Below are 17,755 nucleotides of genomic sequence, written 5' to 3' on the forward strand. Positions count from 1 at the left end.
TTAACTAGCATTTTTTTATAATCAGTGCGGAGTTCGTGCCTCCGAACCCGAATGAATTAGACAAAAATACGTCAATTTTTTTATTTAACGTTTTTTTAACTATGTTTAATTGGGCGAATTCTTCATCGACATTTTCGAGATTAATATTGGGTGCTATAAATGAATTTTCCATCATTAACATAGAATATATTATTTCACTTGCCCCTGCCATCCAACATTCGTGGCCGGTCATTGATTTTGTGGAGCTTACCGGTGGTGAATTATCCCCAAAAACTTCTAGAATAGCCTTGGCTTCATTCGCGTCGCCTACTGGAGTGGAGGTCGCATGTGCATTTACATAGTCTATATCAGATCTTTTCAAGTCTGCATCATCCAATGCTTTTTTCATGGCCCGAGAAGGCCCTTCTATATTGGGTGTTGAAATATGGTCTCCATTTGAAGAGAAACCATACCCAATAATTTCTCCCAAAATGGGTGCACCTCTATGTACCGCAGATTCATAGCTCTCTATAACTAAAGTAGCCCCACCGCCACTTGGTACTAAACCATTTCTATCTTTGTCGAAGGGGCGTGAAGCTTTGGCAGGATCACCGTTGTACGTAGCAAAAACACCAAGTCCATCAAAACTGCCCATGGCTAATTTGTTTATTTCTTGTGCTCCTCCAGTGATGATGCAGTCCTGAAGGCCACTTTTGATCAAATGATAACCAAGACCAATTGAATGGGATCCGCTTGCGCAGGCAGCACTGACGGTCAGGTTAATGCCCTTGAGTTTGAAAATAGTCGAGAGGTTCATGGTTATGGTCGAGTTCATAGCCTTGAAAATAGCTCCAGAGCCTACCAAAGTGGTATCACGCTTTTCGCGGAGGGTGTCTACGGATTCGACCACGGATAAGGCGGTACTATCATTTCCATAAAGAATGCCCACTTCATTGGCGTTTAAAAAGTCTTGGTCGATATGAGCATTTTTCAAGGCTTCTAAAGTAGCCATATAGGCATAGCGCCCTTCTTCGCCCATACTGAGACGTTGTCTTCGAGATAAAAGATTTTTAAGTTCGGGCTCATCGACCCGGCCCGTGAAAGGGGAACGATAGCCGAAATCTACTCGGTCTTGATCATATACAATACCAGATTTCCCTTCAAAGAGTGAATCTTTCACTTCATTAAGGTCTCTGCCGATGCATGAATATATACCCATGCCTGTTATTACGACTCTTCTCATTGCCCCATGGTATCTTTAAGAATAGATGCCGCCGTTAATATTGATTACTTCGCCAGTAATATAGGCCGATTTTTTTGAAGCTAAAAAAGATACCACATGAGCGACTTCCTCGGCTTCGCCAAAACGATTGGCCGGAATCATCCGCTTTAGTTCTTTTTCATCAAGATCGCCTGTCATATCGGTTTTGATAAATCCTGGTGCAACGGCATTTACAGTAACGTTTCTTTTGGCAATTTCTTGTGCCAGGGCTTTGGTTGCACCGATTACCGCTCCCTTGGCCGCCGAATAATTGGTCTGGCCCGGTGTGCCTTTAAGTCCGGATACGGAAACTATATTAATAATTCTGCCATATTTATTGACGAGAAGTCGTTGGATGAGGGTATTGGTCACATTGAAAAACCCATTGAGGCTGGTATCTATTACTTTCGACCAATCTTCTTTCTTCATCCACATGAACATACCATCTTGAGTGATACCCGCATTATTCACGATAACTTCTATAACAGCTTCAGGATGCGCTACATACCAATCGTCAAAAACAGTTTTTACTTTTTCCGAATCTACTACGTCGAACTGCACAAGTTCTCCTTCGCCACCAACTTCGTTGACCAAGCTTAGGGTTTCTTCGGCTGCTTTCGGATTGCTATTGTAGTTGATTAGAATCCGGTAGTCGAAATCTTTGGCCAATTGTATACAGATTGCCCTGCCAATGCCACGTGAGCCACCGGTTACCAAGGCATATTTTTGTTTCTCCGATTTTTTTTCTTCCATGTAAAAACTAAATTTTCACTTCCTTATGGTCGGGAGCAAGAACTAAATACTATACGCCGCATAAAAAGGGGGTATACTTGCAGTGTGCAATTAGAAGTTAACTTTTTATTTTAGAGATACAAAGGGTTCGGCGTTCTTAAACCATTTGTTGGCCAATAATTTGCCTGACTCGTCGAAATAGCCCCATCCTTTCTTGGATTTTACCCGTGCCAAACCGTTGACAAAGCCCTTTTCCTCTGCGCCTTTTAAGAATGCAAAATTTCCTGAGATTCCATATTCCATAGGGATGATCAATTTACCCGAAGTATCTATAAAACCCCAGTCTTTGTCTTTGACCGGTGCAAACCCACTTTCAGAAAATACTTCAGCATCACGATACTGGGGTTCAATGACCATTTCACCCTTTTCGTTGATATATCCCCATTGTTTTCCATCTGCTACCGGGGCCAACCCATTTGAAAATGCCCTAGCCTTGTCGAATTTCGGTTCGATTACCCATTGTCCTTCGCTGTTTACAAAGCCTATTTTTTTGTCTTTTTCTGCATAGGTCAGACCAGAGTTTCCATAAAAATTCCATACTTTCTGGGCCCCATCAATAGCGTTGAAGCTTCCATTATGTATGATGCCATAAATTTCCCCTTTGCTGCCATACACCCCAAAAGTAGTAAAGGTGTTTCCGATATCTTCATACTCCACCGGAATGATTTCTTTACCCTTGTTGTCTATCATACCCCATAAGTCTCCTTTATTGACTTTGGCATGGCCATTACGGAATTTTTTGATGCCATCATATGTAGGTTCAAGTACTACCGTTCCGTCAGTACCCAAAAGACCAATTTTGTCATCTTTACGATAGAGGGCAACCCCATCTTCAAAATCGTAATATTTTTCTGCTGATGGCACGTTCAGAACTTTCCCAGAAGTGTCAATGTACATCCACTGATCATCTTTTTCAACCAGTGCATACCCCGAACTAAACATTTTGACCCGATCATATTCTGGGGCGATGGCCCATTCTCCCGATGCGTTTAGATAACCCCATTTCTCTCCATTAAAGGCCGCCGCCCGCCCATCGGAAAAACTATCGGCCTTTTCGAATTGAGGATTTATAATATAAGCTCCTGATTTGTCGATAAAGCCAAATTTGTCGTCTTCCCTTACGACCGCGATTTCTTGGGCCAATAGGTTAATTACGTTGGCTAGCAAAAGTATTGTAAGTGTAATCGTTCTCATTTTATTTCTTGTTTTGATGGTTAATAATATAGTTCTTGACTTCGTTTACGTACGGATACATCACCGTATCATTCTTAAAAGGGGGAACTATTTTACGAACAGCATCGTACATTTCTTTTGTTTTTGACGATACCTTTTTTTGCAGTTTGAGATATTCGATGGCTTGGACCACGGTAATCATCTCAATAGCGATGACCTCAAAAGCATTTTCGACAACTTTTTTAGTTATTAAGGCTGCATTGGTACCCATGCTCACTATATCTTGATTGTCGTTGTTGTTGGGAATACTGTGCACATACATAGGGTTAGACAGCATTTGGTTCTCTGCAGTGGTCGATGTGGCGGTAAATTGTACGCCTTGCATCCCAAAATTAAGGCCTAATTTGCCTAAGTTTACAAATGGAGGCAATATGTCGTTGAGTTTTGAATTTAGCAAATAATTCAATTGGCGTTCGGCCAGCATGCTCATTTTAGCAACTACTAGCTTAAGCTTATCCATTTCTAAAGAAATATAGTCACCGTGAAAATTACCGCCATGATAGACCTGCTTTTTAGCTACATTTACTATAGGATTGTCATTTGCCGAGTTCACCTCTTCTATAAGTATTCGCTCCACGTTGTTCAACGTGTCGAGCACCGGACCTAGAATTTGAGGTACACAACGAAGAGAGTAATACTCTTGTACTTTTTCCTCAAAAACAGACACCCCTTCATTGTTAGTATAGAGATGATGTTCTCTTTTACGGGTCAGTGTACTGTCTTTTAAGTGGCTCCGCATGGCCCTGGCAATTTCGCGCTGACCCCTATGTCTTTTTGTCGAGTTAAGGTCTTCCGATAAATGATCATCGTAAGCTTCTACAATTTCATTGATTGCAGCAGAACAGGCAATCATCCATTCTAATAAGCGTCGTGTATAAATCGTATTGACAATTCCTATCCCTGTCATTACCGAAGTACCGTTGATAAGGCCAAGGCCTTCCCTTAGTTCGACCTTAATAGGGCTTATGCCTTCTTCTTTGAATACCTCTAAGGTATTTCTTAGTTCACCTTTGTAAAAAACTTCTCCTTCACCGATAAGCACCAAGGCCAAATGTGCCAATTGAACCAAGTCACCACTGGCCCCTACACCGCCATGCTCATAAATTAGCGGGGTTATATCCTTATTTATCAAGGTAGTCATTACCTCTAAGACCGAGGTGTGTACGCCCGAATTACCCAGACTTAAGGTATTCAGACGGGCCAACATGGCCGCTTTTACATACTTAGGGGGAATTGGGTTTCCCGTGCCGGAAGCATGACTTCTTATTAAATTGTATTGTAACTGTATCGTCTCAGCATCCTTAATCTTGTATTGGGCCATGGGACCAAAACCTGTATTGACCCCATAAATGACCTTGTTTTTTGAGAATTCCTTTAAGAAATCAAAACTTTTTTGAACGGTTTCAAAAACCTCGTTGTTGATAGTTAGGTACTCCCCATCAAAAATAATGCTGTAGAATTCATCTATTCCTAGCGTTCCTTGGATTTCTGGCATTTATGGTCGATTCTGTTGCTCAGTAAGACTGATTTAATAATAAAAATAAGTATTTTGGTTTGCAAATCTATAATAATTAAAGAATCTAAGCCGTAAATTAGTACCTTAAAAGAACGAAAGTAACCACGACCACAAGATTCGATTAATTATGGCCGTAAAAAGTGAAAATGTCGATGTGCTTATTATTGGTGCAGGCCCATCCGGTTCTGTAGCCGCAGCTTATTTACATAAAGAAGGATTTAAAACAAAAGTTGTAGAGAAAAGTAAGTTTCCTCGATTTGTAATTGGAGAAAGCTTAATACCACGTTGTATGGATCATTTTGAGGCCGTGGGTTTGCTACCATGCCTCGAAGCCCAGAATTTTGAAATCAAAAGAGGGGCTCGATTCATTAAGGACAATCTTATCTGTAATTTCGACTTTAGCCAAAAATATGGAGAAGGTTGGGATTGGACATGGCAGGTACCCCGGGCAACTTTTGACAAAGTGCTTACCGATGAGTTGCAATTATGGGGCGTAGATATCGATTTTGAAAAGGAAGTAGTTGGCGTCGATTTTAAGGCAAATGGTTCTTCGACCACTACGATTAAAAACCTCGACGGTAACCTATCTAAAATTCATGCAAAATATATTGTTGATTCGAGCGGGTTCGGACGCGTACTGCCGCGTCTTCTCGATTTGGAAAAGCCTTCTGAAATACCAAAACACTCTTCGATATTCACCCATTTGAAAGACGTTAAAAGACCTGAAGGAAAGGAAGGCACCTTGATCACCTTTGACGTGGTGCGTGAAGATACATGGCTTTGGGTCATTCCTTTCTCGAATGGAGACTGTAGTGTCGGTTATGTAGGGCCTACTGAATTTATCGAATCCTTTAAGGGCTCAACCACGGAAAGGCTTCGTGAGATGCTCAGGCTTTCTGAGCATTACTTTGACCGTTTTGACGGAATTGACTTTTACTTTGAGCCCAAACTAATCAAGAATTTTTCGAAATCAGTAAAGCAATTATATGGGAAGGGATACGTGCTGACCGGTAATAGCGCCGAGTTTTTAGACCCCGTTTTTTCATCGGGCGTATCTTTTGCCACGGAGTCGGCGCATCTATCGGCCAAGCTAATTGCGGAAGAGCTCAGGGGCAAAAAAATAGATTGGGAATCCGAGTATACCGATTATATATTGGACGGGGTATCCGTTTTTTCCACCTATGTTAAGGAATGGTATACCGGAAATCTTCAAAAAATATTCTTCCACAGCAATTCAAACCCGGTCATCAAACAACAAATTTGCGCCGTTCTTGCGGGCTATGTATGGGACAAATCAAACCCTTTTGTAAAAAACCATGATCGTTTGGTACGAACGGTGGCCTATATAGCCGATTTAGAGATGCAAGCGAGCCGATAACCGGTGACTCGAGAATTACCAATCGAAATCGGAATATACTTTGGGTAATTTATCAATCATCAATGGCCGCAAACACCATTTGACGGAATTTCCAACCCGTCTGATCCGTTGTTCTACCTTGTGTTTGCTTCATTAGAATACCGATTACTTGTTCTTTAGGGTCGGCAAAATATTGAGTATTAAAGTACCCTCCCCAATCGAAAGTACCTTGACTACCTATACCTCCAGCATCTTGTCCGATCCCATTGACTACTCCGAAGGCCAAACTATAATATTTTTTTGGATCGGCGAATAGGTTCGAAGTATGATTGCCCAGCATACTTTGTACCGTTGTACGACTCAAAATCCGTTGTCCATTGAGCTCTCCATTATTGAGGTACATTTGTAAGAAGGTAGCGTAATCTTTTGCGGTGCTTGAAAGACCCGCTCCACCAGAAAAAAAGCGTTTTGCACCCTTAATAGGATAATCGGTATCATAAAAGGTTACCGGGTATTTTTTCCACTGGCCTTCCTCAAAATGTTGCACGGAAACCAGACGCCCATGTTTGTCTTTCGGAAGGTAAAACCAGGTATCGTCCATTTCCAATGGGTCAAAAATGTGGGTTTTCAAAAATTCATCGAATGGCATTCCGGATACGATTTCTATAAAATAACCCAGTACGTCAAGACCTTCACTATATACGTATGCATCACCGGGATTATGGTGCAAAGGTAATCGAGCCAGTTTTTTCACACTGCTTTCTATGGTAATGTTCTCGGTGGTGAACAAATCGGTTATTCCCGCCTTGGCATAGATCTTTTTAAATCTATCGTCACCGTCGATTACCCCATAGCCCAATCCTGAGGTGTGGGTCAAAAGGTGACGGATAGTAATCTGTTTGTCAGCAGGCCTTACGGTATACGAGGAATCGCTTTGATTGAAGGTATCTAGAATTTGGGCTTCTCCGAACTCCGGAATAAACTTTGAAATGGGGTCGTCCAATCTAAACTTCCCTTGCTCCCATAATATCATAACGGCTGTGGAGGTTATGGCTTTGGTTTGGGAGGCTATCCTAAAAATAGCATCCTTTTCCATTTCTTTATTCGAAGCATTTTCCGCCATGCCATAGGCCTTGTGGAATACAATTTTGCCGTCTTTGGAAATAAGGGCGACCGCACCGGGCACTTGGTTCTCGGTAATTGCATTTTCCAACATGGTATTTATTCTTGACAAGCGATCAGGCGACATCCCCACACTTTCCGGCTGAGCCGGTACGAGTGGATCGGAAACCTGTACAGAAGGTGTTTGTGCCGATATCGAAAGAGTTGAAATGCAGAGGAATATGAGGCAAAGACGTTTCATTCGAAGGATGATTTAAATTATTAGGTCTACGAATATATGAAATATGTCCGTTCTGATCTGAGCGCTAAGTAATGAACACTAAAATGTCAAAGTTAATCCGACTTGACCAGGACCGAAGTTGAGGTTCCAACTTACCCTCTTGGTCTTGTCATTATACTTCTCGTTGTACTTTTTATCCAGATATCGATCGACCGATTCTACGGTTGCCACACTTATGGCAATCGCAAAAACGAAATCGCTCAGCCAGTGCTGCCCGTCCCAGATTCTTGAAATTCCAGGTATGGCACCGATGGTATAGATACCCGCTTTTACCCAAGGACTCTTAAACTGTTTTCCGATAGCATATGCGTTGGTAAATGCCATAAGGGCATGACCGGAAGGAAAGGAATGAAAATTTCGACTGCTATTGAATGGATCAAAGGTGTCTTTGCCCAATTCGGCTAAGGGCCTGGCGCGACCTACGACCGATTTCAGCACCTGTTGCAAGAGCCCTGCCGAAGTTGCCGAAGCTATTAAAAGCACTCCTGTTCTTCTTAGCTTCTCATTTTTTGAAATTAGACCTGCAAAATAGACCCCTGAAGTGGCTATATAGTTGTTTTCCGGACTGCCGTAAAAAGAGCCATAATCTCTAATCCATTCAGGAACACTTTCGCGATTTGCCCTTATAAACCGTGAAGTGTTGTCATCTGCCAAATACACTAGACCTGTACCGGCGACTACCGCTCCAAAACCTGCCCATTGTTTCCCCTTCCAATGAAACGGGCGGGCGTACGAATATCCAACGCCTTTTAACATGTTTACAAAATCGTATTTGAACATGTCCCAACGTGTTTCGCTACTATCAGCGACAATGTTCTGTGCATAGGTTGAGGTAGCTAAAAGTAGTACCAAGGCGTATGAATATAGTTTCATAGTGTAATAGGGTATAGCCCTAAAAATAAGGGTTGTTGATTCAATAAAAGTGCTCTAAAGGTTTGAAAATTTAAAAATAAAGTTCGTTTGCTATTCTAAAGGTGTTGGCATGAGCATCCACAATCGTCTTGATTTCAGGTGAATACCCCCCTCCCATGCTGCATTGAACCGGTAGGCCATGACCATGGCAGGTTTCAAGTACAATTTGATCACGCTTTTTACATCCTGCAACAGTTAGTGCCAAGGTTCCCAGTTTGTCAGAACCGATCACATCGACCCCGCATAAATAAAATAAAAAATCGGGCTTTACCTCATTTATCAGTTGGGGCAGGGTCCGTTGTAAGATGGTAAGGTATTCATCGTCTCCTGTTCCTTTCGGTAATGCAATGTCCAAGTCTGATTTCTCTTTTTTAAACGGATAATTGCTAGCACCGTGCATTGAAAAGGTAAAGACTGATGTATCATTCTGAAAGATTTCTGCGGTACCGTTCCCCTGATGTACATCAAGGTCAACGATCAGAATTTTTTTGGCCAAATTATGGGCTAGTAGGTATCGGGCGGCGATGGCTTGATCATTAAGCATACAGAATGCTTCCCCATGATCGGAATAGGCATGGTGGGTGCCTCCGGCAATATTCATCGCAATGCCATGCTCTAACGCAAATGTACATCCTTTGATTGTTCCATCTGCAATAATCCGCTCTCGTTCGATCAATGCCGATGATAGGGGAAACCCTATTTTTCTGGCTTTTTTAGGAGGAACCTCCAAATTTAGAAGGTTATAGAAATACTCTGGTTCATGGACGGCAAGAATAAATTTGTCATTCGGAATTTCTGGACGGAAGAAATTAGATGGCATACATGTGCCTTCATGAATCAACTGCTTCGGCAGTAATTCATATTTCAGCATTGGAAAACGGTGGCCTTCCGGCAATGGGTGTTTATAAATCGGATGATAGGCTATTTTGAGCATTGTTCCTTAACGCTAGTATGGATCCACCCAAAAAAGACGAAAATGCTGGGCGATATTGGGGGTGGTACTAACTTATGATACCCCCATTGACCACCCCCGTTTCGTCAGGGTTCATGAAAATTAGCTTCCCCTCTGCATTTTCAGTCATTAAAATCATACCCTCGCTTTCCACTCCCCTCAATACCCGTGGAGCAAGGTTAACCAGTACTGTTACCCGTTTTCCTAAAATTTCTTCAGGGGAAAAACTTTCGGCAATGCCAGAAACAATAGTTCTGGTATCCAACCCCGTATCGACTTTCAAAACCATTAATTTTTTTGTCTTCGCCATTTTTTCCGCTTCAAGAATGGTACCGACCCGGATATCCAGTTTTGTAAAATCTTCGAACGTGACAGTCTCTTTTTGGGGCATGACGGTACTATTTATTGTATGGTCAGACGTTTCGTGCGCCGCGTTGGTCTTTTTGGTCGCGTCGAGCTTGTCCAATTGCTTTTTAATTTCGTCATCTTCGATTTTTCGAAAGAGGAGCTCGCCCTTGCCAATTTTTTGGTTCGGCGGAAGTAGGATGCTTTTCGATGCTACCTTGGACCAATCGAGTTGCTTAGGGCCAATGTTAAGGATTCCCTTCATTTTTTCGGAAGTGAACGGTAAAAACGGTTCGCATAAAGCAGTTAGAGCGGCGGCTATCTGCAGGGCGACGAACATGATTGTCTTTACACGTTGTTCATCTTGTTTGATCACCTTCCATGGTTCTTCATCTGCCAAGTACTTATTACCGAGCCGGGCCAAATTCATCAATTCTTGCCCCGCTTCACGAAAGCGGTACCGCTCTATCGAATCTGAAATACTTTGGGGAAACCTCCGCATTTGTTCAAGCGCATCGAGATCCACTTGCAACAGTTCTCCCGAACTTGGAACTTCACCTTGATAATATTTATGGGTCAAGACTACAACACGGTTGACGAAATTACCCAGAATGGCCACAAGTTCATTGTTGTTACGTGCCTGAAAGTCCTTCCATGTAAAGTCATTGTCTTTGGTCTCCGGTGCATTGGCCGTTAACGTATAACGCAATACATCTTGCATATCTGGAAATTCCTCCAAATATTCATGAAGCCAGACCGCCCAATTTTTGGAAGTCGAAAGTTTGTTGCCCTCCAAGTTTAAAAATTCATTGGCCGGTACATTTACAGGCAGAATATAGTCGCCATGGGCCTTTAGAATGGAGGGGAAAATGATGCAGTGAAATACGATATTGTCTTTACCGATAAAATGTACCAATTGGGTATTCTTATCTTTCCAATACGGCTCCCAATCTTTTCCTTCTCGGGCAGCCCATTCCTTAGTCGAGGATATATAACCTATTGGTGCATCGAACCAAACATAAAGCACTTTACCTTCGGCTCCTTCCAAGGGAACCGGAATACCCCAATCGAGATCACGGGTTACTGCCCTCGGCTCAAGTCCACCATCGATCCAACTCTTACATTGACCGTAAACGTTGGGCTTCCAATCTTTCTTGTGCCCTTCAAGAATCCATTTGCGTAAAAAATCCTCGTACCGATTCAGAGGTAAAAACCAATGTTTGGTTTCCTTTGTCGTCGGGGCACTGCCTGTAATGGTCGATTTGGGATTAATCAAATCAGTGGCATTAAGTGAAGACCCACAGTTTTCGCATTGATCACCATAGGCTTCTGGGTGGCCGCATTTAGGACAGGTGCCGATGACAAACCTATCGGCCAAGAACTGGCCTGCTTTCTCATCGTACAATTGGGCCGTCGTCTCTTCGATAAAATCGTGTTTCTCATATAGTTTCAAGAAAATATCGGACGCCGTTCGATGATGTATGTCTGCCGAGGTACGCGAATAGTTGTCAAAGGTAATGCCAAATTCGGCAAATGATTTTTTGATAATCGTATGGTACTTATCAATAATCTCTTTAGGGGAGACCCCTTCTTTTTTTGCTTTCATCGAGATGGCAACCCCGTGTTCGTCACTGCCACAAACAAAAGCAACGTCATGGCCTTTTAAACGTAAATATCTGGCATAGATGTCGGCGGGTACATACACGCCCGCTAGGTGCCCTATGTGAATGGGGCCATTTGTATAAGGCAGGGCGGCAGTAATGGTATATCTGCCCTTGGCTGTCTCTGATTGTGTTCGATTTTTATCGTATTCGGCCATCTATTTTTAATTAGGCCACAAAAATACCATTTTTTATGGGCCGCCCATATGTTCGTCACAAAAAACGAAAGCCCCTGCTGCCCTGTTATAGTGGCTGCAAAGGCTTTCACCGTAATTTGTGCATAAGTAGGTTAAGTGACCATTACGGATTTACTCATTTGGTGACTTTGCACCTGAATACGATAGATATATTTTCCGGCTGCTAGATGTCCAGGAATACTTTCGCGAATGTTGATTTCATTGGTACCCTCGGACATGATGGCATTTTGCAGGGTACCGACCTTTTGCCCCAGTATATTAAACAATTGAATGTCAACATGGGCCGTAACCGGCATTTCCAAATAAATATGCGGATTATTTTCGGAAGGATAAAAAGGTCTATGCACAATGGCATTAAGCTCATCTTCATTAGGTACGACAGGTTCAGAATCCGGTGAATCCGGAGCGGTCGGTAAGGTTGGATCCCCGTTGCTATATGCAATGTCAGGGAAATTGGTGCCGCTACAATTGAAACCTAAATTTACCGGGGCGTAGGGATGATCCAATAAGTGCTGCTCCACTAGCGGAATAGGTACACAGAGCCATTCAGCCAACACGGTGGCATAGAGGTCCCTGAAATCCATCGTATATTCTAGGTTCCCCCTGCCATCAGGATTTGTAAGCGTTGGATGATCACCGACAAAAGCGCTACCGTTTAGACCTTTTCCAAAGAATAGGGTAGGGGCCGCCTTACCATGGTCGGTACCGTTCGAACCGTTTTCGAAAATTCGTCTACCGAACTCGGAAAAAGTCATGCTCAAAACCTTATCGTCTTGCTGGGTGAAGGCCAGGTCGTCGTAAAAATTGTCTATCGCTATAGATAGATTGCTCATAAGGCGCTCGTGTGCCAAGGGTTGATTACCGTGTGTGTCGAAACCGCCCATGGATATCATGTAGACTTTGGTCCCTAAATTTCCTTTGATTAAACGCGCTAGTAGGGCAAGCTGTCGCGCAAAACCGTTATCTTGATATTCTACTTGATTTTGACCTCGTTCCCAAGCGTCATGAATCGTTCCGGAATATTCATAGGTTGTATTAGCCACTCCGCGCAAAAACTGTAACTGGTCGCCATACATACAGTCATTGAACAAGGCATCATCAAGTCCGTAACGAACTCCTGATTCCGCTATTTCTTCGAGTTGATCGATATTCGAGGTCACAAAGGCATAGTTGGTCTCTTCGCCCTGAAAAACCAAACTTCCGAACTGACCGATTTGTATGGCCGCGGGCGAGGGGGGTGGAGACATGAGGTAATTTGGATAGAGGTCTTCGAAGTAACGTCCCATCCAACCCGTGTTCAAACCGCTAAAACCCGTCGAGGTCAAGTCGGTATTGGCAAAAATATCGGAGCCGGTAAAATGCGAAAGGCTCTGACCTTCGTAACCTACACCGTGAACTGCCTTGAACTGGCCTTCATCCCACATTGGTTGTAGGGCCTTCATATAGGAAGGAACTCCGAATTCATCGGTCAATTTTAGTACTTTGCTTTCCGGAATATAGATGTTGGGGCGCGCATTCGCATAATCATCGTATTGTTCGATCGGAATGACGGTACTCAACCCGTCATTACCCCCATTCAATCGTATTAAAATTAGTATTTTATCCGTTTCTGCTGCTGCTATTGCCGAGGTAAGGGGCGATGGGGAAGAGGCCGTTAAAAAATTACTGCCCAGCATCATCGAACCCGATCCTGCAATACCAAGGGCCTGTAGAAAAGAGCGACGGCTCCACGTCTTATGTTCCATGTCATGACCTTTATGATGTAGGCCCTTATGGGGAGAAGAATGGTTTATATCACACATGATCGTAGTTTTATTTTAGTTGAAATTCGGGCTGTCTTGCCAAATATTGTAACAATAGATAAACTTGGGTGGGGGCTTCCATGGCGGTGGCCAAGGTCCATGTCGGCGATGTGCCGCCCTCGTAATACTGGGGTTGAACATCGCTTCTAAAAATGGTAAAGGCTTTATCGTATTCGGCTTCGTTCAACAAACCTTTGGGTAGAATGAAGTCGATGATCGGTCTTGCAATGGCGTCAGGATTGTTGCTCGTTAGGCCTTCGTTTCCTGTGAGGGATAGTGCAAAAGTCCTAAATTGTTCGTCATCGGCATTAAAAAAGTCTTCCATCAATGCTTCGAGAGTGAGCCATCTTCCGATCATAAAGTTTGTATTGATCCATGAACGGTTACGCTGCCAGCCTGCAACATCTATGGGGTCGAATAACTCTTGACTTAGAAGACCACTATAATTGACCATTGCCAATATTGTAGTATCATCATATGCGAAGCTGGATTCCTTAAGCAGGTTGAAATACACATCAAACGGACTTTTGATAATTACCCCTATGGCCTCATCATCGAAAAAATGCTGGCTTTTGAACAATTGTGAAAGTACGGGCGCAATTTCGAAATCGTTTGCCAAAAAGGTGGCCGCCATGCCTGATATAATCATCTGAGCGTTGCCTGCATCGTCCCTGGAGTCGGGATGTACAAAAAACTCGTAGAGCTTTCTACAAATGAATTCCGAAATTTCATTGGGTCTTTGGGCGAACAAAATGTCAATAACGTCATCATATCCCCAATTCCCCGTTTGTCCAAAGATTGTCTTGGTTCCGGTATCATGCCTATCTGCCCTGAAGGTGACGGGTTCACAACCTATTTCACCTCTTTCGACATATCCGGTCAAGGCCCGTGCAGTTTCTATAATGTCTTGTTCGGTATACCCGTTACCTTCTCCTAAAGTAAAAAGTTCATAGAGCTCACGGCCATAGTTCTCATTGGGATTGTTACCGTTGTTAAATACTCCATCAAGATAGTATAGCATAGCATCGGTAAGTCCGATTTCACTAACGAAAGTCTTGAAATTACCCAATGCATTGCGCTGAAGGCAATTGATGTAATGATATAAAAACGGGTTACACTCATACACATCTAGTTCCGTCACAAAGTGATTACTCCAAAAGAAGCTCATTCGGTCACGAAGGTTGTTGTTCAGCATTTGGTTAGCGTAGTCAATTCTAAACTCATTGCGCTGTGAAATCTTTAGCTGCCTGCTCGCATCCTCGTCTGAAGGATAGTTGCTATTGTTCCAATTTGCCCAGGCCGGGGCAGGTATTGCAGGTTCGTTGATGGCCTGATTCATTAAATTGTCCACGAGCGTTCCGGCATTTTGGCCAACGACCTGATCGATATTCTGCACAGAAGTGCTGAACCCAATTCTTCTGTACAAATGCGCGACCCTGTAACGATCCAAGGGAGTTGTATACGGTGCTAGCGAGGCCGTATTGCAATTAATAAAGTATTCCATATTCAGTAGGCTTTAAGAACCGTTCATGTGTTTGGGGCTAAGTCTTAACGCACTAAAGTTTTGGATAGTATTGGTATTGGAGTATTTTCGATATGTGGTATATAAAATTTACGCTACACCAACAATTTAGGACTTTAAGAAGTATTTTTTTTCGATGAAATACACTTTTTTAGTCGAGTTTAAAGGGGTTTGATGGGAAAACATAATGAGTTTGGAAAGGAAGGTGAAAGAATCGGAGTAGATTTTTTAAAGAATAAAGGCTATTCGATTTTGAGCACCAATTATCGATATCTTAAATCGGAGATCGATATCATTGCAAAAAAGGACGGGATTTTGGCCATTGTCGAGGTTCGGGCTCGCAGCAACGACAGAATCATGCCCATCGCCGACACTATAACCCCTCAAAAAATTAAATTATTGGTCATGGGCGCCGATCATTTTGTGACGGATAATGGACTCGATTTAGAAGTACGCTTTGACCTTATCACCATTTTAAAGAATAGTAAAATTTTTAAAATCGAGCATCTTGAAGGTGCCTTTTATCACTTTTAGTCATCGGGTAAATTTTAACTAAAACACAATTTGTTTTATTTGTAACAATATGTTATTTTTGTTGCCAATCGAACCAATATACCTATGAAAACTATTTCCTCTGTCGTTGAACAATACATTAAAAAGAAACCCTTTTTACAAAGTGCCCTGGCCCAGGGCATCATCAATTTGACATCTTTGTCGAGGATTGTAAAGCCCGAGATCGAAGAGGAAATTGGCAAGGAAATACGAAATGGGGCCATTGTTATGGCCTTAAAACGGCTATCTGACGATCTCGAATTTAGGGCTACGCACAAAATTATAAAGGTGCTGAAAAACATTGGTGAAATTACGGTGCGTTCTTCCTTGACCGATTTTACTTTTCTAGTCTCTGAGTCCGTTTTGGAAAATCAGGCACAATTACTGGATGAGGTGAACAGAAACAAAGATGTATTCTACACCTCTTCAAGAGGCGTAAACGAGCTTAATATTGTTGTGAGCAATAGTTTGGATTCCACCGTTGAAACGTTGTTCAAGGAAGAGAAGTGTACCCAAAAAGCCGAAAATCTTTCATCGATTACGGTCAAGCTTCCTGCCGAGAATGTGTCAGTTCCAGGAATCTATTATTTCATATTTCAGCGCTTGGCTTGGGAGGGAATCGTACTCTACGAAGTAATATCGACCACCAATGAATTTACAATTCTGGTCGATGACAATCAAGTTGATGTAGCCTTTAAAACCATAAAAGATTTGAAGACTTTATAGGAGCTTACATTTGGTTCTTGAATTGCGGTTCTTATTCTGCGTAACTTGGACTTGGAAAGAAGGTTCTGTCATGTGCTTTATACCCTAAAGTTAAGGAATTAAGGATTTTGATATTTGTGGAATGAATAAGTTGGGTGATATCGTCGTCACTCATAAGCGACTTTTAGACCGGATTTTTGATTGCCAACGCGAAAAAGTGACCTTATTTTTTTAAAAAGTCGATAATATCGCGGTCGCTTTCGGGCTTGGCAATAAAGCGTTTATCCTTATCAAGGATAAAATAGGTAGGCGTTCGATGAATGTCATAGATATTGGCATATTCACTATCCCATTTGCCCAAGGCAATAGCATGTTCGAAGCGGTTCAACTTTGCCCGTTCTTTTTCCCAAGAGGCCGCATTGTCTTCTAGACCTACAGCAAGCACTTTAACGGATGGATAGTTTTTCAATTCTTTATGTAATGCGGGAAGTTCATTGAGGCAGTGTGGGCACGTACTGCTCCAAAAAATGACGATATAACAATCGGCTCCCTTCATATCACTTAAAGATTTTGCGACTCCATTATCATCCCAAGTGATTTCTGGTGCTTTTGCACCGATTTGTAATCGTTTTTTTGTTTCAATCTCAGAAATCAATTCCTCATTTTGGGTTTTCTGGGCTAGGTTTTTTAAATAAGAACCGTAGATAAAATCGGCCGTCTCATCAAGTTCATTGGCTTCGGCAATGTTCCATAGACTTTGGAAAATATGAACGCGGTATTCCGCTTTCGTACCTTGAAGTTTTTCGTGGACCGTTTTTACATTTTCCATAAGGATTTTTTCAGTAGCCGTTTTTGAAGTTTTAACCATCGAAACAGGGGTGAAAACATAATTCGTCAGTTTATCGCTCAAAAATCCCGAAGCTTGAAGTTCGGTATTATTGATATCGAGATGTTTAAAAAATTCATCTTTCTTATGTTGCCAATAGGTTTCCGACGCTTCATAATTTGAAGGAATATAGGGCCGATTTGCTTTTACGAACTGATGTAAAAGCATTCCTGTGGTACTTTCTTCATAACTGGTTTGTAGCGTCTCTAGATTTTCGGCCAACTTGTTATAGGCACTTTTATCGGTTCTTTTTTGGGTATAATAGTCGATAAACTTCTGTTTGGCGGCATTGATTTCAATGAAATAGGAATTGAAGAGCTTATTCTCATCAGAATTTTCAAACACGATTCCCTTCTCCGCATCAAATTCCAATTTAATATCCTCTTTGCCATTGTACAAAACGTCGAAATAATATTCTTCTTGGGGTACGCCATATACCAGTCGATAGGTTCCGGTCGCAGCATTGGGTGGAATCTGCATGCTGAACTCACCATCTGTTATTGCCGTATCAGCGATATAGCCCTGTGTGCCCGGTTGTAGATGGTACGCGATCAACCAAGTAAAATCCTCAGCAGGTGAAAAGCTGCCGGAAATAGTATGCTGCGCGATTAATGGTGAAAAATAAAGTATGGAAATCACTAGAATAAAAGTTCTCATAGATTTTTTTTAAATGTGTACTAG

The 17,755-nt window shown here is 42.3% G+C and carries 14 protein-coding genes; 3 read left to right on the plus strand and 11 right to left on the minus strand.

The window, feature by feature from the left end:
- Positions 1-4: 4 nt before the first annotated feature.
- The 4 genes from F2B13_RS07330 to F2B13_RS07345 form a co-directional block, all read right to left on the minus strand.
- Entirely contained in the window at positions 5-1,222 is a 1,218-nt protein-coding gene (locus F2B13_RS07330) for a beta-ketoacyl-[acyl-carrier-protein] synthase family protein (protein ID WP_149303898.1), read from the minus strand.
- Positions 1,223-1,237: 15 nt separating this feature from the next.
- Positions 1,238-1,993 (minus strand): 3-oxoacyl-ACP reductase FabG, encoded by a 756-nt coding sequence (gene fabG, locus F2B13_RS07335; RefSeq protein WP_149274436.1) that lies wholly within the window; start codon positions 1,991-1,993, stop codon positions 1,238-1,240.
- A gap of 105 nt (positions 1,994-2,098) precedes the next feature.
- Positions 2,099-3,226: a WG repeat-containing protein gene (locus tag F2B13_RS07340; RefSeq protein WP_149303900.1), complete on the minus strand. Its 1,128-nt coding sequence runs from the start codon at positions 3,224-3,226 to the stop codon at positions 2,099-2,101.
- Between the two features lies 1 nt (position 3,227).
- Positions 3,228-4,760, minus strand: coding sequence for an HAL/PAL/TAL family ammonia-lyase (locus tag F2B13_RS07345; protein ID WP_149303902.1), 1,533 nt, complete (start codon positions 4,758-4,760; stop codon positions 3,228-3,230).
- 148 nt (positions 4,761-4,908) lie between these two features.
- Here F2B13_RS07345 and F2B13_RS07350 point away from each other — a divergent pair, with 148 nt between their 5' ends.
- The gene (locus tag F2B13_RS07350) at positions 4,909-6,159 is read left to right on the plus strand and encodes an NAD(P)/FAD-dependent oxidoreductase (protein WP_149303904.1); all 1,251 of its coding nucleotides are present in this window, start codon (positions 4,909-4,911) and stop codon (positions 6,157-6,159) included.
- Between the two features lie 52 nt (positions 6,160-6,211).
- On the opposite strand, the gene F2B13_RS07355 is transcribed toward F2B13_RS07350, so the two are convergent.
- The 6 genes from F2B13_RS07355 to F2B13_RS07380 all read right to left on the minus strand — a co-directional run bounded on the left by F2B13_RS07355 (position 6,212) and on the right by F2B13_RS07380 (position 14,913).
- The gene (locus tag F2B13_RS07355) at positions 6,212-7,501 is read right to left on the minus strand and encodes a serine hydrolase domain-containing protein (RefSeq protein WP_149303906.1); all 1,290 of its coding nucleotides are present in this window, start codon (positions 7,499-7,501) and stop codon (positions 6,212-6,214) included.
- 78 nt (positions 7,502-7,579) lie between these two features.
- Positions 7,580-8,413, minus strand: coding sequence for a phosphatase PAP2 family protein (locus tag F2B13_RS07360; RefSeq protein WP_149274441.1), 834 nt, complete (start codon positions 8,411-8,413; stop codon positions 7,580-7,582).
- Between the two features lie 70 nt (positions 8,414-8,483).
- Entirely contained in the window at positions 8,484-9,386 is a 903-nt protein-coding gene (locus tag F2B13_RS07365) for a histone deacetylase family protein (protein ID WP_149274442.1), read from the minus strand.
- Positions 9,387-9,453: 67 nt separating this feature from the next.
- On the minus strand, positions 9,454-11,568 hold the full coding sequence (metG, locus tag F2B13_RS07370; RefSeq protein WP_149274443.1) for a methionine--tRNA ligase: 2,115 nt from the start codon (positions 11,566-11,568) through the stop codon (positions 9,454-9,456).
- A gap of 131 nt (positions 11,569-11,699) precedes the next feature.
- Positions 11,700-13,409 (minus strand): DUF1501 domain-containing protein, encoded by a 1,710-nt coding sequence (locus F2B13_RS07375; RefSeq protein WP_149274444.1) that lies wholly within the window; start codon positions 13,407-13,409, stop codon positions 11,700-11,702.
- A gap of 10 nt (positions 13,410-13,419) precedes the next feature.
- Positions 13,420-14,913: a DUF1800 domain-containing protein gene (locus F2B13_RS07380; protein ID WP_149274445.1), complete on the minus strand. Its 1,494-nt coding sequence runs from the start codon at positions 14,911-14,913 to the stop codon at positions 13,420-13,422.
- A 192-nt stretch (positions 14,914-15,105) separates the two neighbouring features.
- Between F2B13_RS07380 and F2B13_RS07385 the strand changes: the two genes are divergently transcribed.
- The gene (locus F2B13_RS07385; protein WP_149274446.1) at positions 15,106-15,465 is read left to right on the plus strand and encodes a YraN family protein; all 360 of its coding nucleotides are present in this window, start codon (positions 15,106-15,108) and stop codon (positions 15,463-15,465) included.
- A gap of 84 nt (positions 15,466-15,549) precedes the next feature.
- Positions 15,550-16,209 carry an aspartate kinase gene (locus F2B13_RS07390; protein ID WP_149274447.1) on the plus strand — a complete coding sequence of 220 codons (660 nt, stop codon included), beginning with the start codon at positions 15,550-15,552 and terminating at the stop codon, positions 16,207-16,209.
- 202 nt (positions 16,210-16,411) lie between these two features.
- Here F2B13_RS07390 and F2B13_RS07395 read toward each other — a convergent pair whose 3' ends face one another.
- Complete coding sequence (locus tag F2B13_RS07395) at positions 16,412-17,731, minus strand: TlpA family protein disulfide reductase (protein WP_149274448.1); 1,320 nt, start codon at positions 17,729-17,731, stop codon at positions 16,412-16,414.
- Between the last annotated feature and the right edge of the window lie 24 nt (positions 17,732-17,755).

The sequence above is a fragment of the Pareuzebyella sediminis genome, from assembly GCF_008367235.1.
GTDB classification, from domain to species: domain Bacteria; phylum Bacteroidota; class Bacteroidia; order Flavobacteriales; family Flavobacteriaceae; genus Pareuzebyella; species Pareuzebyella sediminis.